Annotated in this window: 20 protein-coding genes and 1 pseudogene; 18 read left to right on the top strand and 3 right to left on the bottom strand. The window is 52.9% G+C overall.

Going from position 1 to position 21,210, the window contains the following annotated elements; genetic code table 11:
* Positions 1–114: 114 nt before the first annotated feature.
* From H0248_RS20110 to yidA, 8 genes and pseudogenes are all read left to right on the top strand, one after another.
* Entirely contained in the window at positions 115–420 is a 306-nt protein-coding gene (locus H0248_RS20110; RefSeq protein ID WP_180787242.1) for a PTS sugar transporter subunit IIB, read from the top strand.
* 16 nt (positions 421–436) lie between these two features.
* Positions 437–1,750, top strand: coding sequence for a PTS sugar transporter subunit IIC (locus H0248_RS20105; RefSeq protein ID WP_180787241.1), 1,314 nt, complete (start codon positions 437–439; stop codon positions 1,748–1,750).
* Entirely contained in the window at positions 1,740–2,081 is a 342-nt protein-coding gene (locus H0248_RS20100; protein WP_180787240.1) for a PTS lactose/cellobiose transporter subunit IIA, read from the top strand. The genes H0248_RS20105 and H0248_RS20100 overlap by 11 nt, the downstream gene beginning before the upstream one ends.
* 52 nt (positions 2,082–2,133) lie before the next feature.
* Positions 2,134–3,576 carry a 6-phospho-beta-glucosidase gene (locus H0248_RS20095; RefSeq protein WP_180787239.1) on the top strand — a complete coding sequence of 481 codons (1,443 nt, stop codon included), beginning with the start codon at positions 2,134–2,136 and terminating at the stop codon, positions 3,574–3,576.
* A 629-nt stretch (positions 3,577–4,205) separates the two neighbouring features.
* On the top strand, positions 4,206–6,200 hold the full coding sequence (locus tag H0248_RS20090; RefSeq protein WP_180787238.1) for a T6SS phospholipase effector Tle1-like catalytic domain-containing protein: 1,995 nt from the start codon (positions 4,206–4,208) through the stop codon (positions 6,198–6,200).
* Positions 6,197–6,901 (top strand): DUF2931 family protein, encoded by a 705-nt coding sequence (locus H0248_RS20085; RefSeq protein ID WP_257981568.1) that lies wholly within the window; start codon positions 6,197–6,199, stop codon positions 6,899–6,901. The genes H0248_RS20090 and H0248_RS20085 overlap by 4 nt, the downstream gene beginning before the upstream one ends.
* A gap of 26 nt (positions 6,902–6,927) precedes the next feature.
* Positions 6,928–7,116, top strand: a pseudogene (locus tag H0248_RS20080) (IS256 family transposase); the annotation flags it as partial.
* A 274-nt stretch (positions 7,117–7,390) separates the two neighbouring features.
* Complete coding sequence (gene yidA / locus H0248_RS20075) at positions 7,391–8,206, top strand: sugar-phosphatase (RefSeq protein ID WP_174866774.1); 816 nt, start codon at positions 7,391–7,393, stop codon at positions 8,204–8,206.
* 144 nt (positions 8,207–8,350) lie between these two features.
* Here the strand turns inward: yidA and H0248_RS20070 are convergent, their stop codons facing one another.
* Complete coding sequence (locus H0248_RS20070) at positions 8,351–9,247, bottom strand: LysR family transcriptional regulator (RefSeq protein ID WP_180787237.1); 897 nt, start codon at positions 9,245–9,247, stop codon at positions 8,351–8,353.
* 142 nt (positions 9,248–9,389) lie between these two features.
* Here H0248_RS20070 and H0248_RS20065 point away from each other — a divergent pair, with 142 nt between their 5' ends.
* The 6 genes from H0248_RS20065 (at position 9,390) to H0248_RS20040 (ending at position 16,835) form a co-directional block, all read left to right on the top strand.
* Entirely contained in the window at positions 9,390–10,940 is a 1,551-nt protein-coding gene (locus H0248_RS20065) for an ABC transporter substrate-binding protein (RefSeq protein WP_180787236.1), read from the top strand.
* A 229-nt stretch (positions 10,941–11,169) separates the two neighbouring features.
* Complete coding sequence (locus H0248_RS20060) at positions 11,170–12,123, top strand: nucleoside hydrolase (protein ID WP_180787235.1); 954 nt, start codon at positions 11,170–11,172, stop codon at positions 12,121–12,123.
* A 1-nt stretch (position 12,124) separates the two neighbouring features.
* Positions 12,125–13,114 carry a nucleoside hydrolase gene (locus H0248_RS20055; protein ID WP_180787234.1) on the top strand — a complete coding sequence of 330 codons (990 nt, stop codon included), beginning with the start codon at positions 12,125–12,127 and terminating at the stop codon, positions 13,112–13,114.
* On the top strand, positions 13,114–14,091 hold the full coding sequence (locus H0248_RS20050; protein ID WP_010296900.1) for an ABC transporter permease: 978 nt from the start codon (positions 13,114–13,116) through the stop codon (positions 14,089–14,091). Before H0248_RS20055 ends, H0248_RS20050 begins: the two co-directional genes overlap by 1 nt.
* Entirely contained in the window at positions 14,088–14,996 is a 909-nt protein-coding gene (locus H0248_RS20045) for an ABC transporter permease (RefSeq protein WP_180787233.1), read from the top strand. Before H0248_RS20050 ends, H0248_RS20045 begins: the two co-directional genes overlap by 4 nt.
* Before the next feature lie 39 nt (positions 14,997–15,035).
* Positions 15,036–16,835, top strand: coding sequence for an ABC transporter ATP-binding protein (locus H0248_RS20040; protein ID WP_180787232.1), 1,800 nt, complete (start codon positions 15,036–15,038; stop codon positions 16,833–16,835).
* A 36-nt stretch (positions 16,836–16,871) separates the two neighbouring features.
* Here the strand turns inward: H0248_RS20040 and H0248_RS20035 are convergent, their stop codons facing one another.
* Complete coding sequence (locus tag H0248_RS20035) at positions 16,872–17,171, bottom strand: helix-turn-helix domain-containing protein (RefSeq protein ID WP_010281167.1); 300 nt, start codon at positions 17,169–17,171, stop codon at positions 16,872–16,874.
* The gene (locus H0248_RS20030) at positions 17,158–17,544 is read right to left on the bottom strand and encodes a type II toxin-antitoxin system RelE/ParE family toxin (protein ID WP_102117949.1); all 387 of its coding nucleotides are present in this window, start codon (positions 17,542–17,544) and stop codon (positions 17,158–17,160) included. The genes H0248_RS20035 and H0248_RS20030 overlap by 14 nt, the downstream gene beginning before the upstream one ends.
* A 321-nt stretch (positions 17,545–17,865) precedes the next feature.
* Between H0248_RS20030 and dgoR the strand changes: the two genes are divergently transcribed.
* The 4 genes from dgoR to dgoD are packed head-to-tail and all read left to right on the top strand — an operon-like array spanning position 17,866 to position 21,203.
* Positions 17,866–18,564 (top strand): D-galactonate utilization transcriptional regulator DgoR, encoded by a 699-nt coding sequence (gene dgoR / locus H0248_RS20025; protein WP_005976717.1) that lies wholly within the window; start codon positions 17,866–17,868, stop codon positions 18,562–18,564.
* The gene (locus H0248_RS20020) at positions 18,561–19,457 is read left to right on the top strand and encodes a 2-dehydro-3-deoxygalactonokinase (RefSeq protein ID WP_180787231.1); all 897 of its coding nucleotides are present in this window, start codon (positions 18,561–18,563) and stop codon (positions 19,455–19,457) included. The genes dgoR and H0248_RS20020 overlap by 4 nt, the downstream gene beginning before the upstream one ends.
* Entirely contained in the window at positions 19,441–20,058 is a 618-nt protein-coding gene (locus tag H0248_RS20015; RefSeq protein WP_010281152.1) for a 2-dehydro-3-deoxy-6-phosphogalactonate aldolase, read from the top strand. The genes H0248_RS20020 and H0248_RS20015 overlap by 17 nt, the downstream gene beginning before the upstream one ends.
* The gene (gene dgoD, locus H0248_RS20010; protein ID WP_180787230.1) at positions 20,055–21,203 is read left to right on the top strand and encodes a galactonate dehydratase; all 1,149 of its coding nucleotides are present in this window, start codon (positions 20,055–20,057) and stop codon (positions 21,201–21,203) included. Before H0248_RS20015 ends, dgoD begins: the two co-directional genes overlap by 4 nt.
* Positions 21,204–21,210 lie beyond the last annotated feature (7 nt).

Raw genomic sequence — 21,210 nt, 5'->3', positions numbered from 1 at the left:
CCCGATTGCGCTATTTATGATCGCCTTCAAAAAATAGTAAAAACAATATGAAACCGGTTGCATATTATTTTGTGTCTTGCTTGAATAATAAAAAAACGGACGGTGAGGTGCAGTATGAATAAGATTTTACTCTGTTGCGCAGCAGGAATGTCTACCAGCATGCTGGTACAGCGGATGGAAAAGGTCGCCGAGAAAAATGCGATCGCTGTTGAGATAAAAGCCGTGGGTTTTGAAGAGTTTAATGAGCTAATTGATGAATATGATTGCTGCCTTCTGGGGCCGCAGATTAAGTATAAATTTCCTGAATTCAAGGCGATAGCTGACGAGAAAGCGAAGCCGATCGCGGTCATTAATATGGTCGATTACGGCATGATGAATGGGGAAAAAGTCCTTAACGATGCCCTGGCGATGATCGCGTAATATAACGGGAGGAATAATGAGTAAATTAAGCGAGTCATTATTCAGCGTTATCGAAAACCGTATTAGCCCCATTGCGGCTAAACTTTCCAGCCAGCGCCATGTTGTAGCAATTAAAGATGGCTTCATTGCCTCGATGCCGTTTTTAATTGTTGGCTCTTTTATGATGTTATTCGCTCATCCACCTTTTAGCCCGAATAGTGAATGGGCTTTTGCGCAGTGGTGGCTGGGGATGGTGGAACGCCACGGCGAACAAATCATGATGCCCTATAACATGACGATGGGCATTATGGCGGTGTATATCACCAGCGCCATCGCTTATAACCTGGCACAGAGCTATAAAATGAACGGCTTTATGGCGGCCAGTCTGGCGCTGATGTCGTTTATGGTCGTTGCGGCGCCGCAAATCGACAAAAGCCTGCCGGTCGGGTCGCTGGGCGGCGAGGGAATTTTCACCGCGATTATCGTGGCGATCTATTCGACGGAACTGATGCACTTTTTGCAGAAGCACAATATTGGTATCCGCCTGCCTGAACAGGTACCGCCGAAAATCCGCCAGTCTTTCGATCTGCTGATCCCGATTCTTGCTATCTTCCTGACGCTTTTCCCGCTTAGCCTGTTTATGCAGAGCCAGTTCGGCATGTTGTTACCGCAGGCGATTATGGCCGTCTTCGCGCCGATTATCTCGGCATCCGACTCGCTCCCCGCCATCCTGATCGCGGTGCTGCTCTGCCATCTGCTGTGGTTTGCTGGGATTCACGGGGCGGTTATCGTCGGCGGCATTTTGCAGGCGTTCTGGCTGACTAACTTAGGGATCAATCAGGAAGCGTTTAACACGGGCGCACCGATCACCAAAATTTTTATTGAGCCCTTCTGGCAGTTCTTCATTACGGTGGGCGGCTCGGGAGCGACCATGGGGCTGGTCTTTCTCTACTTGCGTAGCCGTTCTGCTCACCTGCGCTCCATCGGCAAGTTGGCCGTGGTGCCAAGCATGTTCAACATCAACGAACCGGTGATTTTTGGTTCACCTATCGTGATGAACCCGCTGTTGTTCATCCCATTTATTACCGCGCCGCTGGTGAACGCCATCCTTGCTTATATCGCATTAAAAACCGATTTGGTACACCGCGTCATTTCTCTTGCACCCTGGACAACGCCGGGCCCGATTGGCGCAGCCTGGTCTACGGGGTGGGACTGGCGTGCGGTGGTGCTGGTGGGGGTACTGATTGTCGTTTCGTCCTTAATCTATTACCCCTTCTTCAAAATGTATGAACGTCAGCTGGTCGCACAAGAAGTGGGGACGGCAGAGGAGGCAGTGAGTGATGCGCGATGAAACCATTCTTGATGAAACGACAGTAATGGAACTGATTATCTATGCGGGAGAGGCACGTTCCAGCTCGATGGAAGCGCTGATCGCCGCCAGAAAATACGACTGGGACAGGGCTGAGGAACTGCTGAACACGGCTTCTGTGGCGGCGCGTAAAGCCCATCAAATCCAGACTGCCCTGATTGGTGCCGATGAGGGCAGCGGAAAAATCCCGGTCAACCTGATTCTGGTTCACGCGCAAGATCACCTGATGAACGCGATGCTATGCCGTGAGCTGGTGGAGGAGCTGATTCAACTGCATCGGGAAATCTCCACCCTGAAACAATCTATCCATTAAACCGATTGTAAATGAACAACATGTAAATCTGAACTAACGAAAAGGAAACAAGATGTCTGCTGAACAATTACCGAAAGACTTTCTGTGGGGCGGCGCGGTAGCGGCGCATCAAGTTGAAGGTGGTTGGGATCAAGGCGGCAAAGGCGTCAGCATCTGCGATGTCCTGTCCGGCGGTGCTCACGGCGTTGACCGTGTGATTACCGATGGCGTACAGCCTGGTGTCAGTTATCCAAACCATCAGGCGGTGGAGTTTTATTCCCACTATAAGCAGGATGTTGCCCTGTTCGCCGAAATGGGCTTCAAATGCTTCCGCACCTCGATTGCCTGGACGCGTATTTTCCCCAATGGCGATGAGCTGGAGCCGAATGAAGCCGGTCTGCAATTCTATGACGACCTGTTTGATGAGCTGTTGAAATACAACATCGAGCCAGTGATTACGCTGTCTCACTTCGAGATGCCACATCATCTGGTTAAGCAATACGGCGGCTGGCTGAACCGTAAAGTGGTGGATTTCTTTGTCCGCTACAGCGAAGTGGTTATGAAGCGTTATCAGTCTAAAGTGAAATACTGGATGACCTTCAATGAGATCAATAACCAGCGTAACTGGCAGTATCCGCTGTTTGGCTACTGCTGTTCCGGCGTGATTTTTACCGATCACGACAAGCCAGAGCAGGCGATGTACCAAACGCTGCACCACCAGTTTGTCGCCAGTGCGAAAGTGGTGAAGCTGGGTCATGAAATTAACCCGAATTTCAAAATTGGCTGCATGCTGGCGCTGGTGCCGATCTATCCGTGGTCATGCCATCCAGATGACGTGATGTTTGCCCAGGAAGCGATGCGCGAACGCCACCTGTTCGGTGATGTGCAACTGCGTGGTTACTACCCGTCTTACATCCTGAAAGAGTGGGCGCGCAAAGGCTATCAGATTGATATGCAGCCGGAAGACGAACAGACGCTGCGCGAAGGTTGCACGGACTATCTGGGCTTCAGCTACTACATGAGCAGCGCGGTGCAGTTGGCGGCAAAAGGCCAGAAAAAGGAAGATGCGATTACGGGCTTTGACGGCGGCGTGAAGAACCCGCATGTGAAGGCATCGGAGTGGGGCTGGCAGATCGACCCGGTTGGCCTGCGCTATACGCTGAACAGCTTCTACGAGCGTTATCAGAAACCGATGTTCATCGTCGAAAACGGCTTTGGCGCGGTAGACAAGGTGGAAACCGACGGCAGCATTAGCGACGATTACCGCATCGAATACCTCAAGGCGCATATCGATCAGATGAAGAAAGCGGTTGTGGAAGACGGCGTGGAACTCATGGGCTATACCCCGTGGGGCTGCATCGACTGCGTGTCGTTCACCACGGGCCAGTACAACAAACGCTACGGTTTCATCCACGTGGATAAACACGATGATGGCACTGGCACGTTCAAGCGCTCGAAGAAAAAGAGCTTCGACTGGTATAAGAAGGTGATCGCCAGCAACGGCACTGAATTATAACGGCGATTACAGGAAAACGTTGGTCACAGAGCCGAGATTACGGATAAAGTCCGGGGAGCGTAGAGCGTAAAGGCACTGTAAATATCCCTGTGCGTTGGCTTACGCACATCGATACTCCCCTTAACCCGCTTCTTAATACTCAGATCCCCAGTTCATTGGGGATTTGTACTGTTGCCAGCTATCACCCTGGCATCACATCGAACCCACCATGTGAGTACAGGCGAAATTAGCCCTCTGAGATATCTACACGGTTAGGTAGTATGTTATTTTAATAACAATAATTACCATTATAATCAATTGGTTTTCTTATTTTTAGCCCTTTCCTTGTGCTATTGATTCCCTGCTCACCTTGCTATCCTTTACATGCACTGTCTTTCTCACAAGGAATATCGTTAAGGATGTCACATGGAGCGTTTTCATCATTTTGTCTACCTTCCCAGCCTTGCACCCCACCGACCGTCTACGGCATGAGCACATCACGGTTAACTTAATGCCAGCGCCCTGACCAACCGATGTTTTCCGCATTTTTATCAGCACGGCATTTTAGCCAACATGGATTGTGGTGTGAGCAGACTCAGACCCCAATCCGGGACATTTCATTTTTCATCAGAGTTGACAGGAGTTAACTAATGGCAGCCGATCCCTACTGTATCCCCTGCGAACATTACGATTGCTGGATAGAGATTGATGTTCGTGATGAACACAACCGTTCGTTTAAAGGGCTAAAAGCGACCCTCACCGACGATACCGGCAAGTCCGAAACGATCACCCTCAAAGAAGGGCCTGTCATCGTACAGGGTTTTGCGGTGGGCCCCATCACCGTGAAGCTGGAGACGCAGCCCTGGCTCAAGGCGGCGCAATCACGTGAAGTATTGAAGGACGGGCAAAGTGCCGTCCCTGCCTATGTGGCAGAAAAGGCAGGATACGATGACACGCCACGTGAACATATTAAGGCGACCACCGGTGACCTGTGCCTGACCGCACCTGAGCAACCCTTGCCAGAGGCACATCAGGAAGGCAAAGCCGGCAGCGTCCGTTTCTTTACCAACCATTCCTACGTTATCGAAGTCAAAGGCTACCAGATCAACGTGCTGCGCATCGGCGTGTTCTTCGATGGCACGGGGAATAACACCTATAACGCCGAGTCTGGCCTTAAAAAGGTAGAACAATGGCTGGCTGAAACCTGCGCCGATCCGGCACAGCGGGAGAAAGAGTTGCGTGGCTGCCAGATGGGGCGGCTTCCGGTGAGTGACAGTGCGGCGAACGATATTACTAATGTGGGCAAGCTATTTAACCAATACGATCTGACGGCTGGCCCGCTGGTCGCCCATAGCTATATCAGCGGCATTGGTACGCGCGATCCGGTTGCAGGGAAGGAGGGCACGGAATACCAAACGGACGATATGCTGACAAAAGGGCTGGATCTGGATTTTGGTGGCGAAAATACCTCCACCGTTGGCAAGGTGAATCAGGCCTGCGAACAGGGCATTGTTACCGCTGTCATGCGGGATTTAGAAAATACATTACCTAACATCGACTACATCCACCGTATTGTCTTCGATGTGTTTGGCTTTAGCCGTGGGGCGGCGGCGGCACGCCATTTTGTCAATGTCATCGACCAGAAAGCCGATCATCCGCTGGTGCAGGCGATCGCCAATACACCCACAATCCGGCTGAAAGCGGGGTTTGACTGGGCCAGTCGGGACGATGTGCGTATCACCTTTGTCGGGATTTTTGATACGGTGGCTTCATCGTATCATCCCAGTCTCAACATCCGCTTGCAGGATGACTGCGCCGAGCGGGTGGTACATTTAACCGCACTGGATGAAGTTCGCAAGCACTTCCCCTTAACACGCATCACGCCCACGGCGATTGGTACCAGCATCCCCGCGCACTTTACCGAGCTGGCCCTGCCGGGCGCACACTCAGATATCGGCGGCGGGTATTACAGCCGCTGGAGCCTGCGTAACCCAAACAGTGACCCGGCGCTAACCGAGTGCCTTGAACTGGAGCGCTTTATGAGCGAAGAAGCAACGACTACGCCGGATATGGAAAGTCGCGCCTACCGTCAGGCGAAAGCCTATGCCGAGGAAAAGATCGCGCAGGGCTGGGTGGATCGGCTTCACCCGCATTTACCGCGTGCGGCCACGCCACCCGTGGGGGCAATCAGTTTGATCCCCTATTTGTTTATCCGCAAGCGCGGTAAGGATGATTCATGGCCGAAAAAGGCCGTGTATGTGGAGGTGGTGATGAACCGCGTGGTAGAAGGGGAATACTCGCGTATCCCGTTACATATGATGGTGGAGGCCGGGCGGGCTGCTGGGGTGCCGTTTAAGGTGTGGCGTGCAGAAGATAAGATGCTTCAACTTGAACCGCTCTCGGTCAAGCAACCCTCGGTCAATCTGACTAAATTGGATGAACTCTGGTCGTTGGCAGCAATCGAACAGGGCGTGATAAAGAACCTGAGTCAGCAACTTTCTGCGGAGGTTTATCGGGCGCTGCGTCGTGACTATGTGCACCGCAGCGCCAGCAATCAGGGCATATCCAGTCCGGCGGGAACTCACAAACAGGAAACCACCGTCAGCAAGGAACGGCGGCATATCATCGGCAATCAGGAGGCATGATGTTCAGGTATTTGATTATGGTTGTGGGGCTATGCATTTCGCTGACCGCTTGCTCAAGTCCACATGTCAGAACTCCGGTTAACTGGAGTTATGGTACGGGCAGCAATATTGATATCACTAACAATACGCGAACGGAATTTTATCGTGGTGGAAAACTTATTTACGCCGATCGTGAGGCGGGCGGTGGAGCGGGTGGGCTGCTGAGTGATCGGATCACAGACAAACGTTACTATTGGGCAGGAGGGGGCGGGTTACCTACCGAGGGTGTTCCCGTCCCTGATAAGGCTTCGATAGAGATGGTTTCTTTCTATGATCGTAAGCGGTACCGTATTACGGTGAGTTTACCCACAGACCTAGCCCAGCAAATGCAACAGCGTTATCAGGTTGGCGAACGCACTGACCAACGTAGCTGGCTCTATTTTGGTCTGGCCCCCGGCGGTTATTATGAGGTGCTATTGAAAGCCGATAGGCTACTTGTCAAACCAGACCTCTTGCTTGCCCGTGGCATTGCCGAAGAGGTCACCGATGATTGGTATGATAAAAAGGTACCTGTAGCAAGACAATACGGCATTGATGATTTCGACAAAGAGTACGGCGAGCTGTTTAAACAGCACCCTGTCCCATTAGGTATGGACTGGGCACCGATCATGGATGCCTACCGCGCCAACCAGCCTAAAACAGACCAACAGCCTGTGAGGTAATGTGCTCTGGTGGTGTAGATGGGCTCCGGCAGTTCCGTAAGCTGACGAAAACCAAAGGAGCCTTCTCGAACGAAAATAACCTGCTAAAACAGCTTTATCTGTGGCTGATGGATGTGCAGGAGAAGTGGACAATGCTGCTTCAGGACTGTAATTCGACATTGTCGCAGTTAGCCATTTACTTTGGTGGGCGAGTGAATAACGTGATTGTGTTGTAATGATTTTACCGTGACACAGAATTCTGAACGCTCCCTGTAAGCGGCGTTCAAAAACGTTTCTGATGTTTTTTCCCCTGGCGCGGACGCTTTACTCTTCTATCCCATGACCACCGTTTTCGCTCGATAAGTAGATTTGTTAATGATCTAAGCCGTGCTTAACTGCACGGCTTTTTACGTTGCATGTCATACGCCTGTCACCCTGCTGTATTTCACTAACGACTTCATCGCTGAATCGCGTTAGCATGAAAACAGATAACTTGATGCTGGAAAAACTATGTCTGTAAAACTGATCGCGATTGATATGGACGGGACGTTGCTGACGCCCCAAAATCAAATTTCACCTGCGGTAAAAGCCGCGATTACCGCTGCCAGAGAGAAAGGCGTGCAAGTTGTGCTGGCTACCGGTCGCCCCTACATCGGCGTGGAACGCTACCTGATGGAGTTGGATTTGCAGCAGGAAGGCTGTTACTGCATCACCAATAACGGTGCGCTGGTACAGCGTACGGTCAATGGCGACTGTGTGGCGCAAACGGCGCTGAGCTTCGATGATTATCTCTATTTCGAAGCACTGGCCTGCAAACTGGGCGTCCATTTCCACGCGCTGGACTTCAATTTCGTCTATACCGCCAATAAAGACATCAGCCCTTACACCATCCACGAATCTCACCTGACCGGGATGCCATTGAAGTATCGTGCGGTAGAGGAAATGGATCGCAGCCTGACGTTCCCGAAAGTGATGATGATTGATGAGCCTGAGATCTTGGATCGCGCCATCAGCCAGTTGCCACCGGAAGCCTTTGAACGCTATACCATCATGAAGAGCGCCGAATACTATCTGGAAATTCTGGATAAGCGCGTTAACAAAGGTGAAGGCGTGAAGATGCTGGCGGAGCACCTCGGCATTCCACGCGAAAGCGTCATGACGCTGGGCGACCAGCAGAACGATCTGGCGATGATTCGCTATGCGGGTATTGGCGTCGCGATGGGCAATGCCATCGACGAAGTGAAAGAAGCCAGCCAGTTCGTCACCAAAACCAACATGGAAGACGGCGTCGCTTATGCGATTGAGAAATTTGTGCTGAATGCCTGATTAGAAATATATAACGCCGAATAGCCATCAATGATGGCTATTTTTACTTAAAATAATAACTCCGCTTTTTATTTTTATAAATCCACTCCCCAGCAGTCATTATTCAATAAATACATTAATAAAAATAACGGCTTTGGCTGGAAATTATTTTAATTCCAGACTGCTCGCTATTTTTTCTTTCATAACCTGAGTGATGTGATTCACCACCTGGCTGCGGGGAATTTGCGGGGGATAAACCGCGCAATACGCCATTTTTATATCAGGATTGAAAGGCTTAACGATAACCGGCGAAGGGCTGTTCAGGGCGGTAATAAAGTCCACCACGCCGATGCCAACGTTTCTTGATGCCAGCACGCAGCAGTTAGCCATTGAGGTTTCGATGGGGTTATGCAGATAGATCTGCTCTTTTCTGGAGGAGATATCAAGCTGCGCCCGCAGTGGTGTGGTTCTTCCCGGCAGAATAGCGCGCGTACTGGCCAGGTCGGCAAGCGTAATTTCATCCGCCGTGGCAAGAGGGTGATCCACCGCTAACACCGCGACAGCACTGGCGTCCGCCAGTGGTTCAGCTTCCAGCCCTTTGATGCCCGGCTGGCCAAAAATAAAGCCGACGTCATACTGATTTTCAGAAATGGCGCTCGTAATATGGCTACTGCTTTCTATGTCTAAAAACAGGGAAAGATCGGGGTATTTCTTGAGTAAGGTAGGGAGAACCTGATCTGAACAAAGAAACGAGAGCGCCTGAACGGCGGCGATGCGCAGCACGCTGCCCTTGGCATGGCGAATTTCATCCGCAATCATCCCGATGTGATCCAACCCCAGATAAAGACGCTCGACTTCGCGATACAGCTTCATCGCCTCCGCGCGTGGAACCAGGCCGCGCCCGTCCCTATCGAACAGCTTAAGGTTCAGTGCGTCTTCAAAGTCCTTAATGAGTCGGCTGACCGCGGGCTGGGTGATGTACATCATGTTTGCGGCAGCGGTGATGCCTCCAGTGAGGATGACTTTATGAAAGGCTTCAACCTGGCGGGGATTGATACGCATGCTCGTCACCTTAAAACATAACATTTAGTTATCAATTTAACACAAAATGCAATTTTTCATTATCCAATCTCGCGCATAGACTGACAATCATAAGATTTAATACACTTCACTAGTAATCAATCATGGAATAGAGGGTTAGTGAATGAAGAAATCAACGCTGGCGTTATTGTTTACCGTTTTATTTTCATCTTCACCTTTGGTTTATAGCGCGGACCTGAATATCGGTTTGGCTTCCTCCACCACATCAATGGATCCACAGTTTTATGTGAGTGGGGCGAATAGCGCAATGGCGCGCAATATTTTTGACGGTTTGGTTGTACAGGATGAAAAACAGCAGATTGCATCTGCCCTGGCAACCAGTTGGAAAGTGATTGACGACAAGACGTGGGAATTTGCATTGCGTCCTGGCGTTAAGTTTCACGACGGCAGTGATTTTACGGCTAAAGATGTGATTGCCAGCATCAAGCGTGTTGCGCTGGCATCGAAAAACAGCCCTAGCTCTTATGCACCTTACGTCAGCGACATTGCTGAGGTAATAGAAGTAAATCCACTAACGGTGCGGATTAAGACAAAAGAGGCTTCGCCGCTGCTGCTGAATAATTTAAGTCGAGTTTCCATTTTGCCTGCTCGACTTGAGAACGTCCCAACGGAAACGTTGAATTCAGGAAAAGATGTGATTGGTACAGGGCCATTCAAATTTGTTTCCTGGGTGCCGGACGACCGGGTAGTCCTTGTTCGAAATGACGATTACTGGGGAGGAAAAGCAGAGTGGGACAACGTTACTGTCCGTGTATTTAAAAACAGTAGTGCACGTGTAGCAGCCGTATTATCCGGTGATGTGGACATGATTGAAAACGTTCCAACAGCCGATAGCAGTAATATTGAAAAAAATCCGCAGTTAAAAACGATTTCAACACCAGGGAATCGTGTTATTTACCTTCACATGGACCAGCAGCGAGAGGAATCACCGTTCGCCAAAGGTCCTGATGGTAAAAACCCATTACTAAAAAAAGAAGTACGCCAGGCGATGTCTTTAGCTATTAATCGCCAGGCAATCGTTGACCGTGTGATGGAGGGGCAGGCTGTTGTTGCCTCTCAGCTTGTACCGAAGGGGTACCTAGGCTATTCCGCTTCCATTCCTGCGCCGGTTTATAATCCGGATAAAGCCAAACAGGAACTGGCGGCGGCGGGTTACCCCGACGGCTTCACGCTGACCTTCCACGCGTCGAACGATCGTTATCCTAATGATTCTAAAATTGCTCAGGCCATTGGCCAAATGTTCACACGGGCTGGTATCAAAACCGAGGTGGTTACGATGCCCGGCAGTGTGTACTTCTCACGTGCGTCCCGTCTCGAATTCAGTTTGATTATGGGCGGGGCCGCGATTGAAACCGGGGAAGCTTCTGGCGTATTGGGGCCATTGTTAGAAACCTTTGGCCCCAATGCAGGACAGGGTAATCGTGGTCGCTATTCCAATCCTGTCTTTGATAAAACGCTGAACGAAGCACGTGTCACGCTGGATGAAACCAAACGTGGTGCGCTGCTGGCTGAGGCGATGAACATTGGCATGAACGATCTGGGTGTGATTCCGGTGATGTTCCTGTCCAACACCTGGGCGATGAAAAAGCAGTATACCTACGTGGGCCGTTCCGATGCCTACACGCTGCCGTACTTCGTCCGTTCTGCGAAATAGTCACCTGTCATTTATGATTCAAATAAGGGGTGAGTATTCACCCCTTATCTATCCGTAACAAGGAGAGCGGAGTGAATACATTTAGCGGTGTTTTTCCCTATCTGGTGTCACCCGATTCTCTTTAACACCTAATAGCTTTGTTATTTTTCACGCTATATAGAGGTGTGGGGTTTTCTGCACCTTGATGTTCGGCAGTACCTATTAAAAAGAGAAAAGGAATCATCGAAGGATGAGCGCTTTACCTATTATTATTGATTGTGATCCGGGGATAGATGACGCGATTGCGTTATTAAGTGCATTTGTGGCACCAGAGTTGGATATTCGCGGTATCTGCACGGTGTGCGGTAACCAGTCGCTGGACAAGACGGTGCATAATGCGCTGCAAATTGTTGAACTGGGTCAGCGTACGGATATCCCCGTTTTCGCCGGCTGCCATCGGCCGCTGTTGCGTGACCCTATTCATGGCCAGTTTCACGGCGAAAGCGGACTGGGTCAGACGGTGCTGCCTGCGCCACAAAAACAGGCCGACGCGAAACATGCGGTGAATTTTATCATTGAGCAGTGTCGTCAGGCGATCGCTGACGGCACGCCGATCACGCTCTGTACGTTAGGGCCGTTAACCAACGTGGCGATGGCGCTGCGTATGGCACCCGAGATTGCCGACGGAATTGCTCGCATCGTGATGATGGGCGGCGCGTACCGCGAAGCGGGCAACCGCAGCCTGACGTCTGAATTCAATATGATTGCCGATCCGCAGGCCGCCAAGGTGGTGTTTGATTCGCCGATTGCTATCGTCGCGCTACCGCTGGATGTCACGCATCAGGTGATTTTAACGCCGGAATTAGTGGCGCGTTTCATTGCGTTATCTGGACGCATCTCCGCGCCGTTGGGTGAAATGATGGCGTTTTGGGATCGCAATGATATCCGTCGCTACGGCTCACGCGGCGGCCCGCTGCACGATCCGCTGGTCATCGCCTGGGTGCTGGCGCCGCACTGCTTCACGACGGAAAAAGCCAGCGTTTACATTGAGCAGGAAAGCGAGCTGTGCATGGGGCAGACCGTTGCCGACTGGTACGGAAAAACCGATCGTCAGCCGAATGTCGATGTGGTTACGGGGGTGGATGCTAAACAGGTTGTCGAGCTGTTTGCCGACCTATTGAGCCGCTACAGAGAAGGTGTCTGACATGGTTCGAGAACGCATTATTATTGATACCGATCCCGGCGTCGACGATGCGATAGCCATCTGGCTGGCACTGGCGTCGCCCGAGCTGGACGTGCTTGGGATTACCGTGGTGGCAGGCAATGTGCCGCTTGCCGCCACGCTGCCGAACGCCTGCAATGTGGTAGGGGTGACGGGCAGAACCGATGTGCCGATTTTTGCGGGTGCTTCGCGCCCGCTCATCCGCGATCAGGTTTTCGGTAAATACGCGCACATCGGCAAGTTTTCCTCTGACTGGGTGCCAGAAAGCGCGCTGTCGCCGGAAGAGGAACACGCCGTTGATTTTCTGGTGCGGATGACGCGTCAGGCGGCGGCCGATAATAACCCGATCACCATTTGTTCACTTGGCCCGCTGACGAATCTGGCGTTGGCGCTGTGCTTCCATCCTGATGTCGCTCGCGGCATCAAACAGATTGTGTCCATGAGCTGCGCCTTTACCGCGATGGGGAATCGCGTGCCGTGGGCGGATTTTAACGTTTATGCCGATCCCCATGCGGCGGAAATCGTTTTTTCTTCCGGTGTTCCCATTGTCATCATGCCGCTGGATGTAACCTTTCAGGCGCTGATTCAGACAGAACAGGTTGATGCCATCGCACGTAGCGGCGGTGCGCCGGGTAAGGCGATGGCCGCGCTGCTGCGCATGTTTGACCGTAGCGAAGTCGAGCGTTTTGGTCGTGAAGGTGGACCGATTCATGATGCAACCGTCATTGCGTGGCTGTTGAAGCCCGAGCTGTTCAAGTCAAAACACGTTCGCGTCGGGGTGGAAATTTCCGGTAAGAACATGGGTTACGTGTTTGCCGATTTTTATAACAAGCTGGGTGAGCCAGCGAATGCGCTGGTCATGCGGGAAATCGACGAACAAGGATTCCTCGGGCTGATTGCCGATCGCCTGCGCCGCTATGGCTCTGAAGCAATAAATGATGTTGAAGCAATCAATGGATCTGAGGAGCGCTGATGGTCGCCTACCTGCTGAGCCGAATCGGACAAACGCTGCTGACGCTGGCTGTGATGTCGGTGCTGGTGTTTGTGGGGGTTTATCTGGTCGGTAATCCGGTCGATATGCTGTTGAGTGCGACGGCCACGCCAGCGGAACGGCTGGCGGTGATTCAGTCCTTTGGTCTGGATAAACCCGTCTGGGAACAGTACGGGCTGTTTGTCTGGAATGCCTTGCAGGGCGACATGGGCAACTCGTTTATCTTCAACCAACCCGCGCTGACGCTCATTTTTCAGCGCATGCCCGCCACGCTCGAACTGGCGATGGTGGCGTTCGTGATGGCGCTGGTTGTCGGTATTCCGCTGGGGATATACGCTGGCCTGAAGCCGGACAGCGCGGTGTCCAAATCCATCATGACTTTCTCTATCCTCGGCTTTAGCCTACCCACGTTCTGGATTGGGCTGGTGATGATTATGCTGTTCAGCGTGAAGCTGGGCTGGCTGCCGTCCTCTGGCCGGGGCGATACGCATGAGTTATTCGGTATTCCATTCAGCTTTCTGACCCGCGATGGTCTCGAACATCTTCTCTTGCCTGCGTTTAACCTCGCGTTGTTTAAAATCTCGCTGGTTATCCGCCTGATGCGCGCGGGGGTGATGGAGTGTCTGCAACAGGACTATGTACAGTTTGCTCGTGCGAAAGGGCTGTCAGAAACCCGCATCGTGCTGGTGCATGTGCTGCGCAACACGCTGATTCCACTGATTACCGTGCTGGGGCTGGAGCTGGGATCGCTGATTGCATTCGCCGTCGTCACGGAAACCATTTATGCCTGGCCGGGCATGGGCAAGCTGATTATCGACTCGATCGCCGTGCTCGACCGCCCTGTCATCCTGGCTTATCTGATGATTACCGTCGTGATGTTCAGCGTGATTAACCTGCTGGTCGATTTGCTGTATGTGCTGGTCGATCCGCGTGTGCGGCTGGGAGGAGACAAGGGATGACGGGAAATACGATACACCAGCCCGCTGCCGTGCAAAAAAACGCTCATCCGGTGATGCGCGTGATGATGGCGCTGATTAACGATAGGCTGGCGCTGTGCGGGCTGATCATGCTGGCAATTTTTGTGCTGCTGGCGCTGTTTGCCCCGCTGCTGTCGCCGCAGAATCCCTACGATCTGATGCAGCTCGACATCATGGATGGCCGACTCGCGCCGGGTGCGCAGAGCATGGCGGGCATGACGTATTGGCTGGGGACGGACGATCAAGGGCGCGACCTGTTCAGCGCCATTCTGTATGGCACCCGCATCAGCCTGATAGTGGGTTTCTCCAGTGCGGTGCTTGCGTTGCTGATTGGTGCCTCGTTGGGGCTGATTAGCGCCTACGTCGGTGGAAAAACGGATGCCACGATCATGCGTATCGTCGATATCCAGCTCAGCTTCCCGCCGATCCTGATTGCACTGATCCTACTGGCGGTGCTGGGGCAAGGGGTCGACAAGATCATCATGGCGCTGGTGGTAACGCAGTGGGCTTACTACGCACGCACGATTCGCGGTTCGGCGCTGGTGGAACGTCGCCGCAGCTACGTGGACGCGGCGCGCAGCATGGCACTGTCCAACCGCCGCATCCTGTTTCGCCATATTTTACCGAACTGTCTGGCACCGCTGATCGTGGTAGCGACGATGCGCATCGCCTACGCCATCATGCTGGAAGCCACGCTCTCGTTTTTGGGGATCGGGCTGCCAGTGACGGAACCGTCGCTGGGGCTGCTGATCTCAAACGGTTTTGAATACCTGATGTCGGGCGACTACTGGATCAGCTTCTTTCCGGGGCTGACGCTGCTGCTGCTGATTGTGGCGATCAATCTGGTCGGGGATGCGCTGCGCGACATCCTCAATCCGCGGAATTAATCTGTGGGAACGCCCATAGGAATAAGGGGTAACGCACACATGACAGCGCCGATTATGTCCGTTTCGCATTTGACCACTGCCTTTCAGGTGAACGGGGAGTGGATGAACGTGGTGCGGGATTTGTCCTTCACGATTGGCGAGAAAGAAACGGTCGCCGTGGTGGGGGAATCCGGTTCAGGGAAAAGCGTGATGGCGAAATCCATCATGCGCTTGCTGCCACCCGGCCAAAGCCGGGTTGAGGGTCAGATTCATTTCGGCGACACCGAGCTGCTGTCGCTCCCTAATAAAGCGATGCAGGACGTGCGCGGGAACCGCATCGGCATGATTTTCCAGGAGCCGATGACCAGCCTGAATCCGGTCTTGCCGATTGGCTACCAGATTACGGAAGTGCTGCGACGCCATCGCGGCATGGGGAAAGCCGAAGCGCGTGCCGAGGCGGTGCGCCTGCTGGAAAAAGTCCGTATTCCGGCGGCTAAATCACGGCTGAACGAATATCCGCAGAGCTTCTCCGGCGGGATGCGCCAGCGCGTGGTAATTGCGATTGCGCTGGCCTGCCACCCGAAGCTGCTGATTGCCGATGAACCGACGACGGCACTGGACGTTACGATTCAGGCACAAATCCTGACGCTGATAAAAACTCTTCAGGAAGAAGAAGGGATGTCAGTGCTGTTTATTACCCACGACATGGGCGTGGTGGCGGAAGTGTCCGACCGCACGCTGGTGATGTATCAGGGTGAAATGGTGGAAAACGCCGTCACGCGGGAGATCTTTCATCATCCGCAACAGCCCTATACTCGTATGCTGCTATCCGCGGTGCCCAAACTCGGTTCGATGTCCGGCAGCGCATGGCCACAGCGTTTTCCGCTGATCGATCTCAAAACGGGCGAACGCCAGCCGGTGCCGGAGGCGGTGAATACCGTGTCGGGTGAGGAGCCGGTGCTGACGGTAAAAAATCTGGTCACTCGATTTGATATCCGATCAGGATTTTTCCGTCGGCTGTCTGGGCGAGTTCATGCGGTGGAAAATGTCTCGTTCGATCTCTGGCCGGGCGAAACGCTCGCGCTGGTTGGCGAGTCGGGCTGCGGTAAATCCACCACCGGACGGTCGATTATTCGCCTCAACGACGCCGTTAGCGGCGACATTCAACTGCTGGGAAAAAATATCCTGACGGCGGATAAGCGTGAGCTGACCGAGTCGCGGCGGCAGATTCAAATGGTGTTTCAGGATCCATATGAAAGCCTGAATCCGCGTATGCGGATAGGGGAAGCTATCGCCGAGCCGATGCTGCTGCACGGTCTGGCGACCCGACAGAATGTGAATGCGCGAGTGAGCGAACTGCTGGAACAGGTGGGATTATCCGGCGATATGGCTTCGCGTTTCCCGCATCAGTTCTCCGGCGGGCAGCGGCAACGAGTGTGTATTGCGCGTGCGCTGGCGCTGGAGCCGAAAGTGATTATTGCCGATGAATCGGTGTCGGCGCTGGATGTGTCCGTCAAGGCGCAGGTGATCAACCTGATGCTGGATCTCCAGCAGAAGCTGGGGCTGTCATTCCTGTTTATCTCGCACGATATGGCCGTTGTCGAGCGTATCAGCCACCGCGTGGCGGTGATGTATCTCGGCGAAATTGTGGAGATCGGGCCACGTTCGGCGATCTTCGACAATCCGCAGCATGATTACACCCAGCGTCTGATTGCTGCGGTGCCCGTGCCTGACCCAGATACTCGTCCGGTGCGTAATATCACCAATGATGAACTGCGCAGTCCGGTACGTGCACCTGATTTCCACCCTCCCGCACGCCGCTATAAGCAAGTCGGAGAGGGGCATTTTGTTCTGGAGTGAACGAATCGCGTTTACTGAAAATCCAGAACGACTGAATTACAAAGTAAGCGCGATACGCTTACCATCAGGCAAGGTCACATCTAGCGTAAGCTTGCCGCCTAGAGCAGTGACATAGCGTTTCAGCGTTGACAGTTTTGGGTCATTTTCGACCTTCTCCATCTTAACAATAGATGGCTGCTTGACGCCCAGTGCTAACGCAAGCTGAGTCTGCGACATGTTCAGCTCTTCGCGTAATTTCGCTAAAGTGATTTCCTGACGGATCTCAGCCGTGCGCGCTTCAATGCGGGCGCGGCTCTCCGGTGAACGTTTAGCCATCATTTCTTTAAGCGTCGCCATCTTCTTTTACCTCCGGTGATATCAGATGCGATGCAAACTCAGCGTCTGCGATCTTAATCATACGTTCGTAGAACAACTTTTCATCTTCGCCTTTCTTATCTCCTGCACATAAAACAATCGCTTTACGTGTCCGGTCAAAGGCGAAGAATGTTCGGAATGGGTGGCCGCTAACCTGAACTCGAAGCTCCTTCATGTTTTTGTATTTTGAGCCTTTAATCTGATCAACCTGTGGTCGCCCTAGCTGTGGGCCATCCTCTTCGAGTATAGAGAGGTGTGCCAAAATTTCTTCCTGTACCGTTTCAGTTTGCTCATCAAACCACGTATCGAATAGTGCCCGTGTGACTATTTCCCATGCCAATCTGTAAACCTCCATGTCCTACACGCCGTAAATACATTATAACCTACAGGCTATATTAGCAAGCAATCCTTGTTAGGAATAATGGAGCCGCCTTCCACCTTCGCTCAACTCAATTCCTCTGGATGTTGAAATCTGGTAACACGCGATGTTGCCAAATTGTATTTATTGTCCGTTTTGTGATCCAGATTGTAGTACAACATATAATAATGGTACTACAATAAAACCAAGAAAAGAGGGAAGGGTACGGTTATTGTGCAACAGTTCGACGACGTCAGGCGGCATGGCGGGTAAAGTAAGTGCAGTGATATCAATCCGTTTTGTCTCGTTGAGGTGATGATGAATAAGCAAGAATTAAGCAAAACCGACCGCATCATTCTGGATATTGGCCAACAGATCGTTGGCGGGAAATACGCGCCGGGCACGCCGTTACCCGCAGAAGCTGAGCTGTGTGAAGAATTTCAGACCTCGCGCAACATCATTCGTGAAGTGTTCAGAGCGTTGATGGCGAAAAGGCTAGTGGAAGTGAAACGGTATCGCGGCGCGTTTGTGGCCGCGCGTAACCAGTGGAATTACCTGGATACCGACGTTCTGCAATGGGTTCTGGCCAGCGATTACGACCCGCGGCTGATCAGCGCGATGAGCGAAGTACGTAATCTGGTGGAGCCGACGATTGCCCGCTGGGCTGCCGAACGGGCGACCTCAAGCGAGCTGGCGGTGATTGAAGCGGCGCTGAACGACATGATTTCTAACCATCAGAATCGCGACGCATTTAATGAAGCGGATATTCGCTTCCATGAGGCGGTATTGGCGGCGGTGCATAACCCGGTGCTCCAGCAGTTGAGCGTCGCGATCAGTTCCTTGCAGCGTGCGGTGTTTGAGCGCACCTATATGCCGGACGAAGACAACATGCCACGGACATTGCGTGAGCATCAGGATCTCTACGATGCCATTCGGCATCAGGATATTGAAGCAGCAGAGCGGGCGGCGTTGACCATGATCGCCAGCTCGACCAAACGGTTAAAGGACATTACATGAGTGAAAGCTATATCGCCATTGACTGGGGCTCGACCAACCTGCGGGCGTGGCTGTATCTGGACGGCGTCTGTATCGACAGCGTGAAGTCTGAAGCGGGCGTCACGCGTTTGAACGGTCAGACACCGCAGCAGGTTTTTCAGCAGATCGTTGCGCCGTGGCAGCAGCACAACGTGCCTGTCGTGATGGCGGGCATGATTGGCAGCAATGCGGGCTGGCTTTCCGTGCCGTATCTGTCATGCCCGACTCGCCTGACGGATGTCTCTCATCGCCTGACGCGCGTGGAAGAAGCCCAGCCGCTGGCCGCCTGGATCGTGCCGGGGTTGAGTATTGCGCAGGACGATAACTGCAATGTGATTCGCGGTGAAGAAACCCAACTGATTGGCGCATATAGCGAATGTCCTTCCTCTCTTTATGTAATGCCGGGAACCCACTCGAAATGGGTGCGAACCGATGACAGCAACGTGCTGGATTTCCGCACGGTGATGACCGGTGAACTGCATCACCTGCTGATGACACAGTCGCTCATTGGCGTGGGGCTGACTGAGCAGCAGCCGTCCTCTGCCGCTTTCCAGCAAGGGCTGGAACTGGGCTTTGCCGACGACAATATCATCCGCTGCCTGTTTGAAACCCGCGCGGCGCATGTGCTGGGGCGTCTGGAGAAAAGTGCCGTGAGCGACTGGTTATCCGGGCTGCTGATTGGCAACGAAGTCTCACAAATGCAGCGCCATTATCAGATGGCAGTCGGAGACAGCATCACACTCATCGGCTCTCCTGCGCTGACCGCGCGCTACGAAAAAGCATTACAACAAGCTGGATTGCGCTGGCAGCCGCTGGATGGCGATCGGGCTTTTCAGGCAGGAATAAGGAGCATTGTTAATGAGCTGGAATACTAATCTTCCCTTGATTGCGATTCTGCGCGGTATCACGCCGGACGAGGTGCTGGAACACGTCGCGGCGCTGCTGGATGCCGGATTCGATGCGGTAGAGATCCCGCTGAATTCGCCGAACCCGTATGAAAGTATTCAACTGGCGGTAGAGCATTTTGGCGATCGTGCCCTGATTGGCGCAGGCACAGTACTAAAAGCCGACTATGTCGATAAATTACAGGAAATTGGCAGCAAGTTAGTCGTTACGCCTAACATTTCTCCCGAGGTGATTCGTCGGGCGGTGGGCTACGGCATGATGGTGTGCCCTGGCTGTGCTACTGCGACGGAGGCCTTCACGGCGCTGGATGCAGGCGCGCAATCGCTGAAAATTTTCCCGTCGTCCGCGTTTGGACCTGACTACATCAAGGCACTGAAAGCGGTATTGCCAAAAGACGTTCCCGTCTTTGCTGTCGGTGGCGTCACACCCGAAAACCTGAAGGATTACCTTAGTGCGGGCTGCATCGGTGCCGGGTTAGGCAGCGATCTGTATCGAGCCGGTCAGTCGGTTGACGTCACCGCGCAAAAAGCACATGCATTTGTTAACGCCTATAAGGACGCTGTTCAATGAAAATTACCAAAATCACCACGTACCGGCTGCCGCCACGCTGGATGTTCCTGAAGATTGAAACCGATGAAGGCATTGTCGGCTGGGGCGAGCCGGTTATCGAAGGCCGTGCACGCACCGTTGAAGCTGCCGTTCACGAGCTGTCTGACTATCTGATCGGGCAAGACCCGGCGCGCATCAACGATATCTGGCAGGTGCTTTACCGCGCGGGCTTCTACCGCGGCGGCCCGATCCTGATGAGCGCCATCGCGGGTATCGATCAGGCATTGTGGGACATCAAAGGCAAAGCGCTGGGTGTACCGGTCTATCAGTTACTGGGCGGGCTGGTGCGCGATAAGATCAAAGCGTACAGCTGGGTGGGCGGCGATCGTCCTTCCGAAGTGATCGCAGGCATCAAGAAGCTGACCGACATTGGCTTCGATACCTTCAAGCTGAACGGCTGTGAAGAGATGGGCATCATTGATAACTCACGCAAAGTGGATGCGGCGGTGGCCGTGGTCGCGGAAATTCGCGAAGCCTTTGGCAACAGCATCGAGTTCGGTCTGGATTTCCACGGTCGTGTGGATGCGCCGATGGCGAAAATCCTGATCAAAGAGCTGGAGCCGTACCGTCCGCTGTTTATTGAAGAACCTGTGCTGGCTGAACAGGCGGAATACTATCCTCGTCTGGCGGCGCAAACCCACCTGCCGATTGCGGCGGGCGAGCGGATGTTCTCACGCTTTGATTTCAAACGCGTGCTGGCAGACGGCGGACTGGCCATTATTCAGCCTGACCTGTCTCACGCAGGCGGTATTACCGAGTGCTTTAAAATTGCCGCCATGGCGGAAGCCTATGATGTCGCGCTGGCACCGCACTGTCCATTAGGCCCAATTGCACTGGCTTCCTGTTTACATCTCGACTTTGTGGCACGTAATGCCGTATTCCAGGAGCAAAGTATGGGCATCCATTATAATAAAGGTGCCGAGCTGTTGGATTATGTTATCAATAAAGAAGACTTCGCGATGACCGATGGCCATTTCTATCCGCTGAATAAGCCTGGCCTCGGTGTGGAAATTAATGAAGAGCTGGTTATTGAACGTAGTAAAAATGCGCCAGACTGGCGTAACCCAGTGTGGCGTTATCCTGACGGTGCCGTTGCCGAGTGGTAATATATTG

The organism is Pectobacterium brasiliense, assembly GCF_013449685.1.
Lineage (GTDB): Bacteria > Pseudomonadota > Gammaproteobacteria > Enterobacterales > Enterobacteriaceae > Pectobacterium > Pectobacterium brasiliense_A.
Note: the sequence above shows the minus strand (reverse complement) of the source record. Positions and strands in the feature narration are given on the sequence as shown.

Bases quoted from the DNA above. Each gene is read 5' to 3' on its own strand.
- H0248_RS20045 (WP_180787233.1), top strand. From the start codon at position 14,088: ATGACGGGAAATACGATACACCAGCCCGCTGCCGTGCAAAAAAACGCT.
- H0248_RS20050 (WP_010296900.1), top strand. From the start codon at position 13,114: ATGGTCGCCTACCTGCTGAGCCGAATCGGACAAACGCTGCTGACGCTG.
- H0248_RS20060 (WP_180787235.1), top strand. From the start codon at position 11,170: ATGAGCGCTTTACCTATTATTATTGATTGTGATCCGGGGATAGATGAC.
- H0248_RS20040 (WP_180787232.1), top strand. From the start codon at position 15,036: ATGACAGCGCCGATTATGTCCGTTTCGCATTTGACCACTGCCTTTCAG.
- H0248_RS20015 (WP_010281152.1), top strand. From the start codon at position 19,441: ATGAGCTGGAATACTAATCTTCCCTTGATTGCGATTCTGCGCGGTATC.
- H0248_RS20105 (WP_180787241.1), top strand. From the start codon at position 437: ATGAGTAAATTAAGCGAGTCATTATTCAGCGTTATCGAAAACCGTATT.
- H0248_RS20085 (WP_257981568.1), top strand. From the start codon at position 6,197: ATGATGTTCAGGTATTTGATTATGGTTGTGGGGCTATGCATTTCGCTG.
- H0248_RS20055 (WP_180787234.1), top strand. From the start codon at position 12,125: ATGGTTCGAGAACGCATTATTATTGATACCGATCCCGGCGTCGACGAT.
- H0248_RS20030 (WP_102117949.1), bottom strand. From the start codon at position 17,544: ATGGAGGTTTACAGATTGGCATGGGAAATAGTCACACGGGCACTATTC.
- dgoR (WP_005976717.1), top strand. From the start codon at position 17,866: ATGAATAAGCAAGAATTAAGCAAAACCGACCGCATCATTCTGGATATT.
- H0248_RS20090 (WP_180787238.1), top strand. From the start codon at position 4,206: ATGGCAGCCGATCCCTACTGTATCCCCTGCGAACATTACGATTGCTGG.
- H0248_RS20035 (WP_010281167.1), bottom strand. From the start codon at position 17,171: ATGGCGACGCTTAAAGAAATGATGGCTAAACGTTCACCGGAGAGCCGC.
- H0248_RS20110 (WP_180787242.1), top strand. From the start codon at position 115: ATGAATAAGATTTTACTCTGTTGCGCAGCAGGAATGTCTACCAGCATG.
- H0248_RS20100 (WP_180787240.1), top strand. From the start codon at position 1,740: ATGCGCGATGAAACCATTCTTGATGAAACGACAGTAATGGAACTGATT.
- H0248_RS20065 (WP_180787236.1), top strand. From the start codon at position 9,390: ATGAAGAAATCAACGCTGGCGTTATTGTTTACCGTTTTATTTTCATCT.
- H0248_RS20095 (WP_180787239.1), top strand. From the start codon at position 2,134: ATGTCTGCTGAACAATTACCGAAAGACTTTCTGTGGGGCGGCGCGGTA.
- H0248_RS20020 (WP_180787231.1), top strand. From the start codon at position 18,561: ATGAGTGAAAGCTATATCGCCATTGACTGGGGCTCGACCAACCTGCGG.
- dgoD (WP_180787230.1), top strand. From the start codon at position 20,055: ATGAAAATTACCAAAATCACCACGTACCGGCTGCCGCCACGCTGGATG.
- yidA (WP_174866774.1), top strand. From the start codon at position 7,391: ATGTCTGTAAAACTGATCGCGATTGATATGGACGGGACGTTGCTGACG.
- H0248_RS20070 (WP_180787237.1), bottom strand. From the start codon at position 9,247: ATGCGTATCAATCCCCGCCAGGTTGAAGCCTTTCATAAAGTCATCCTC.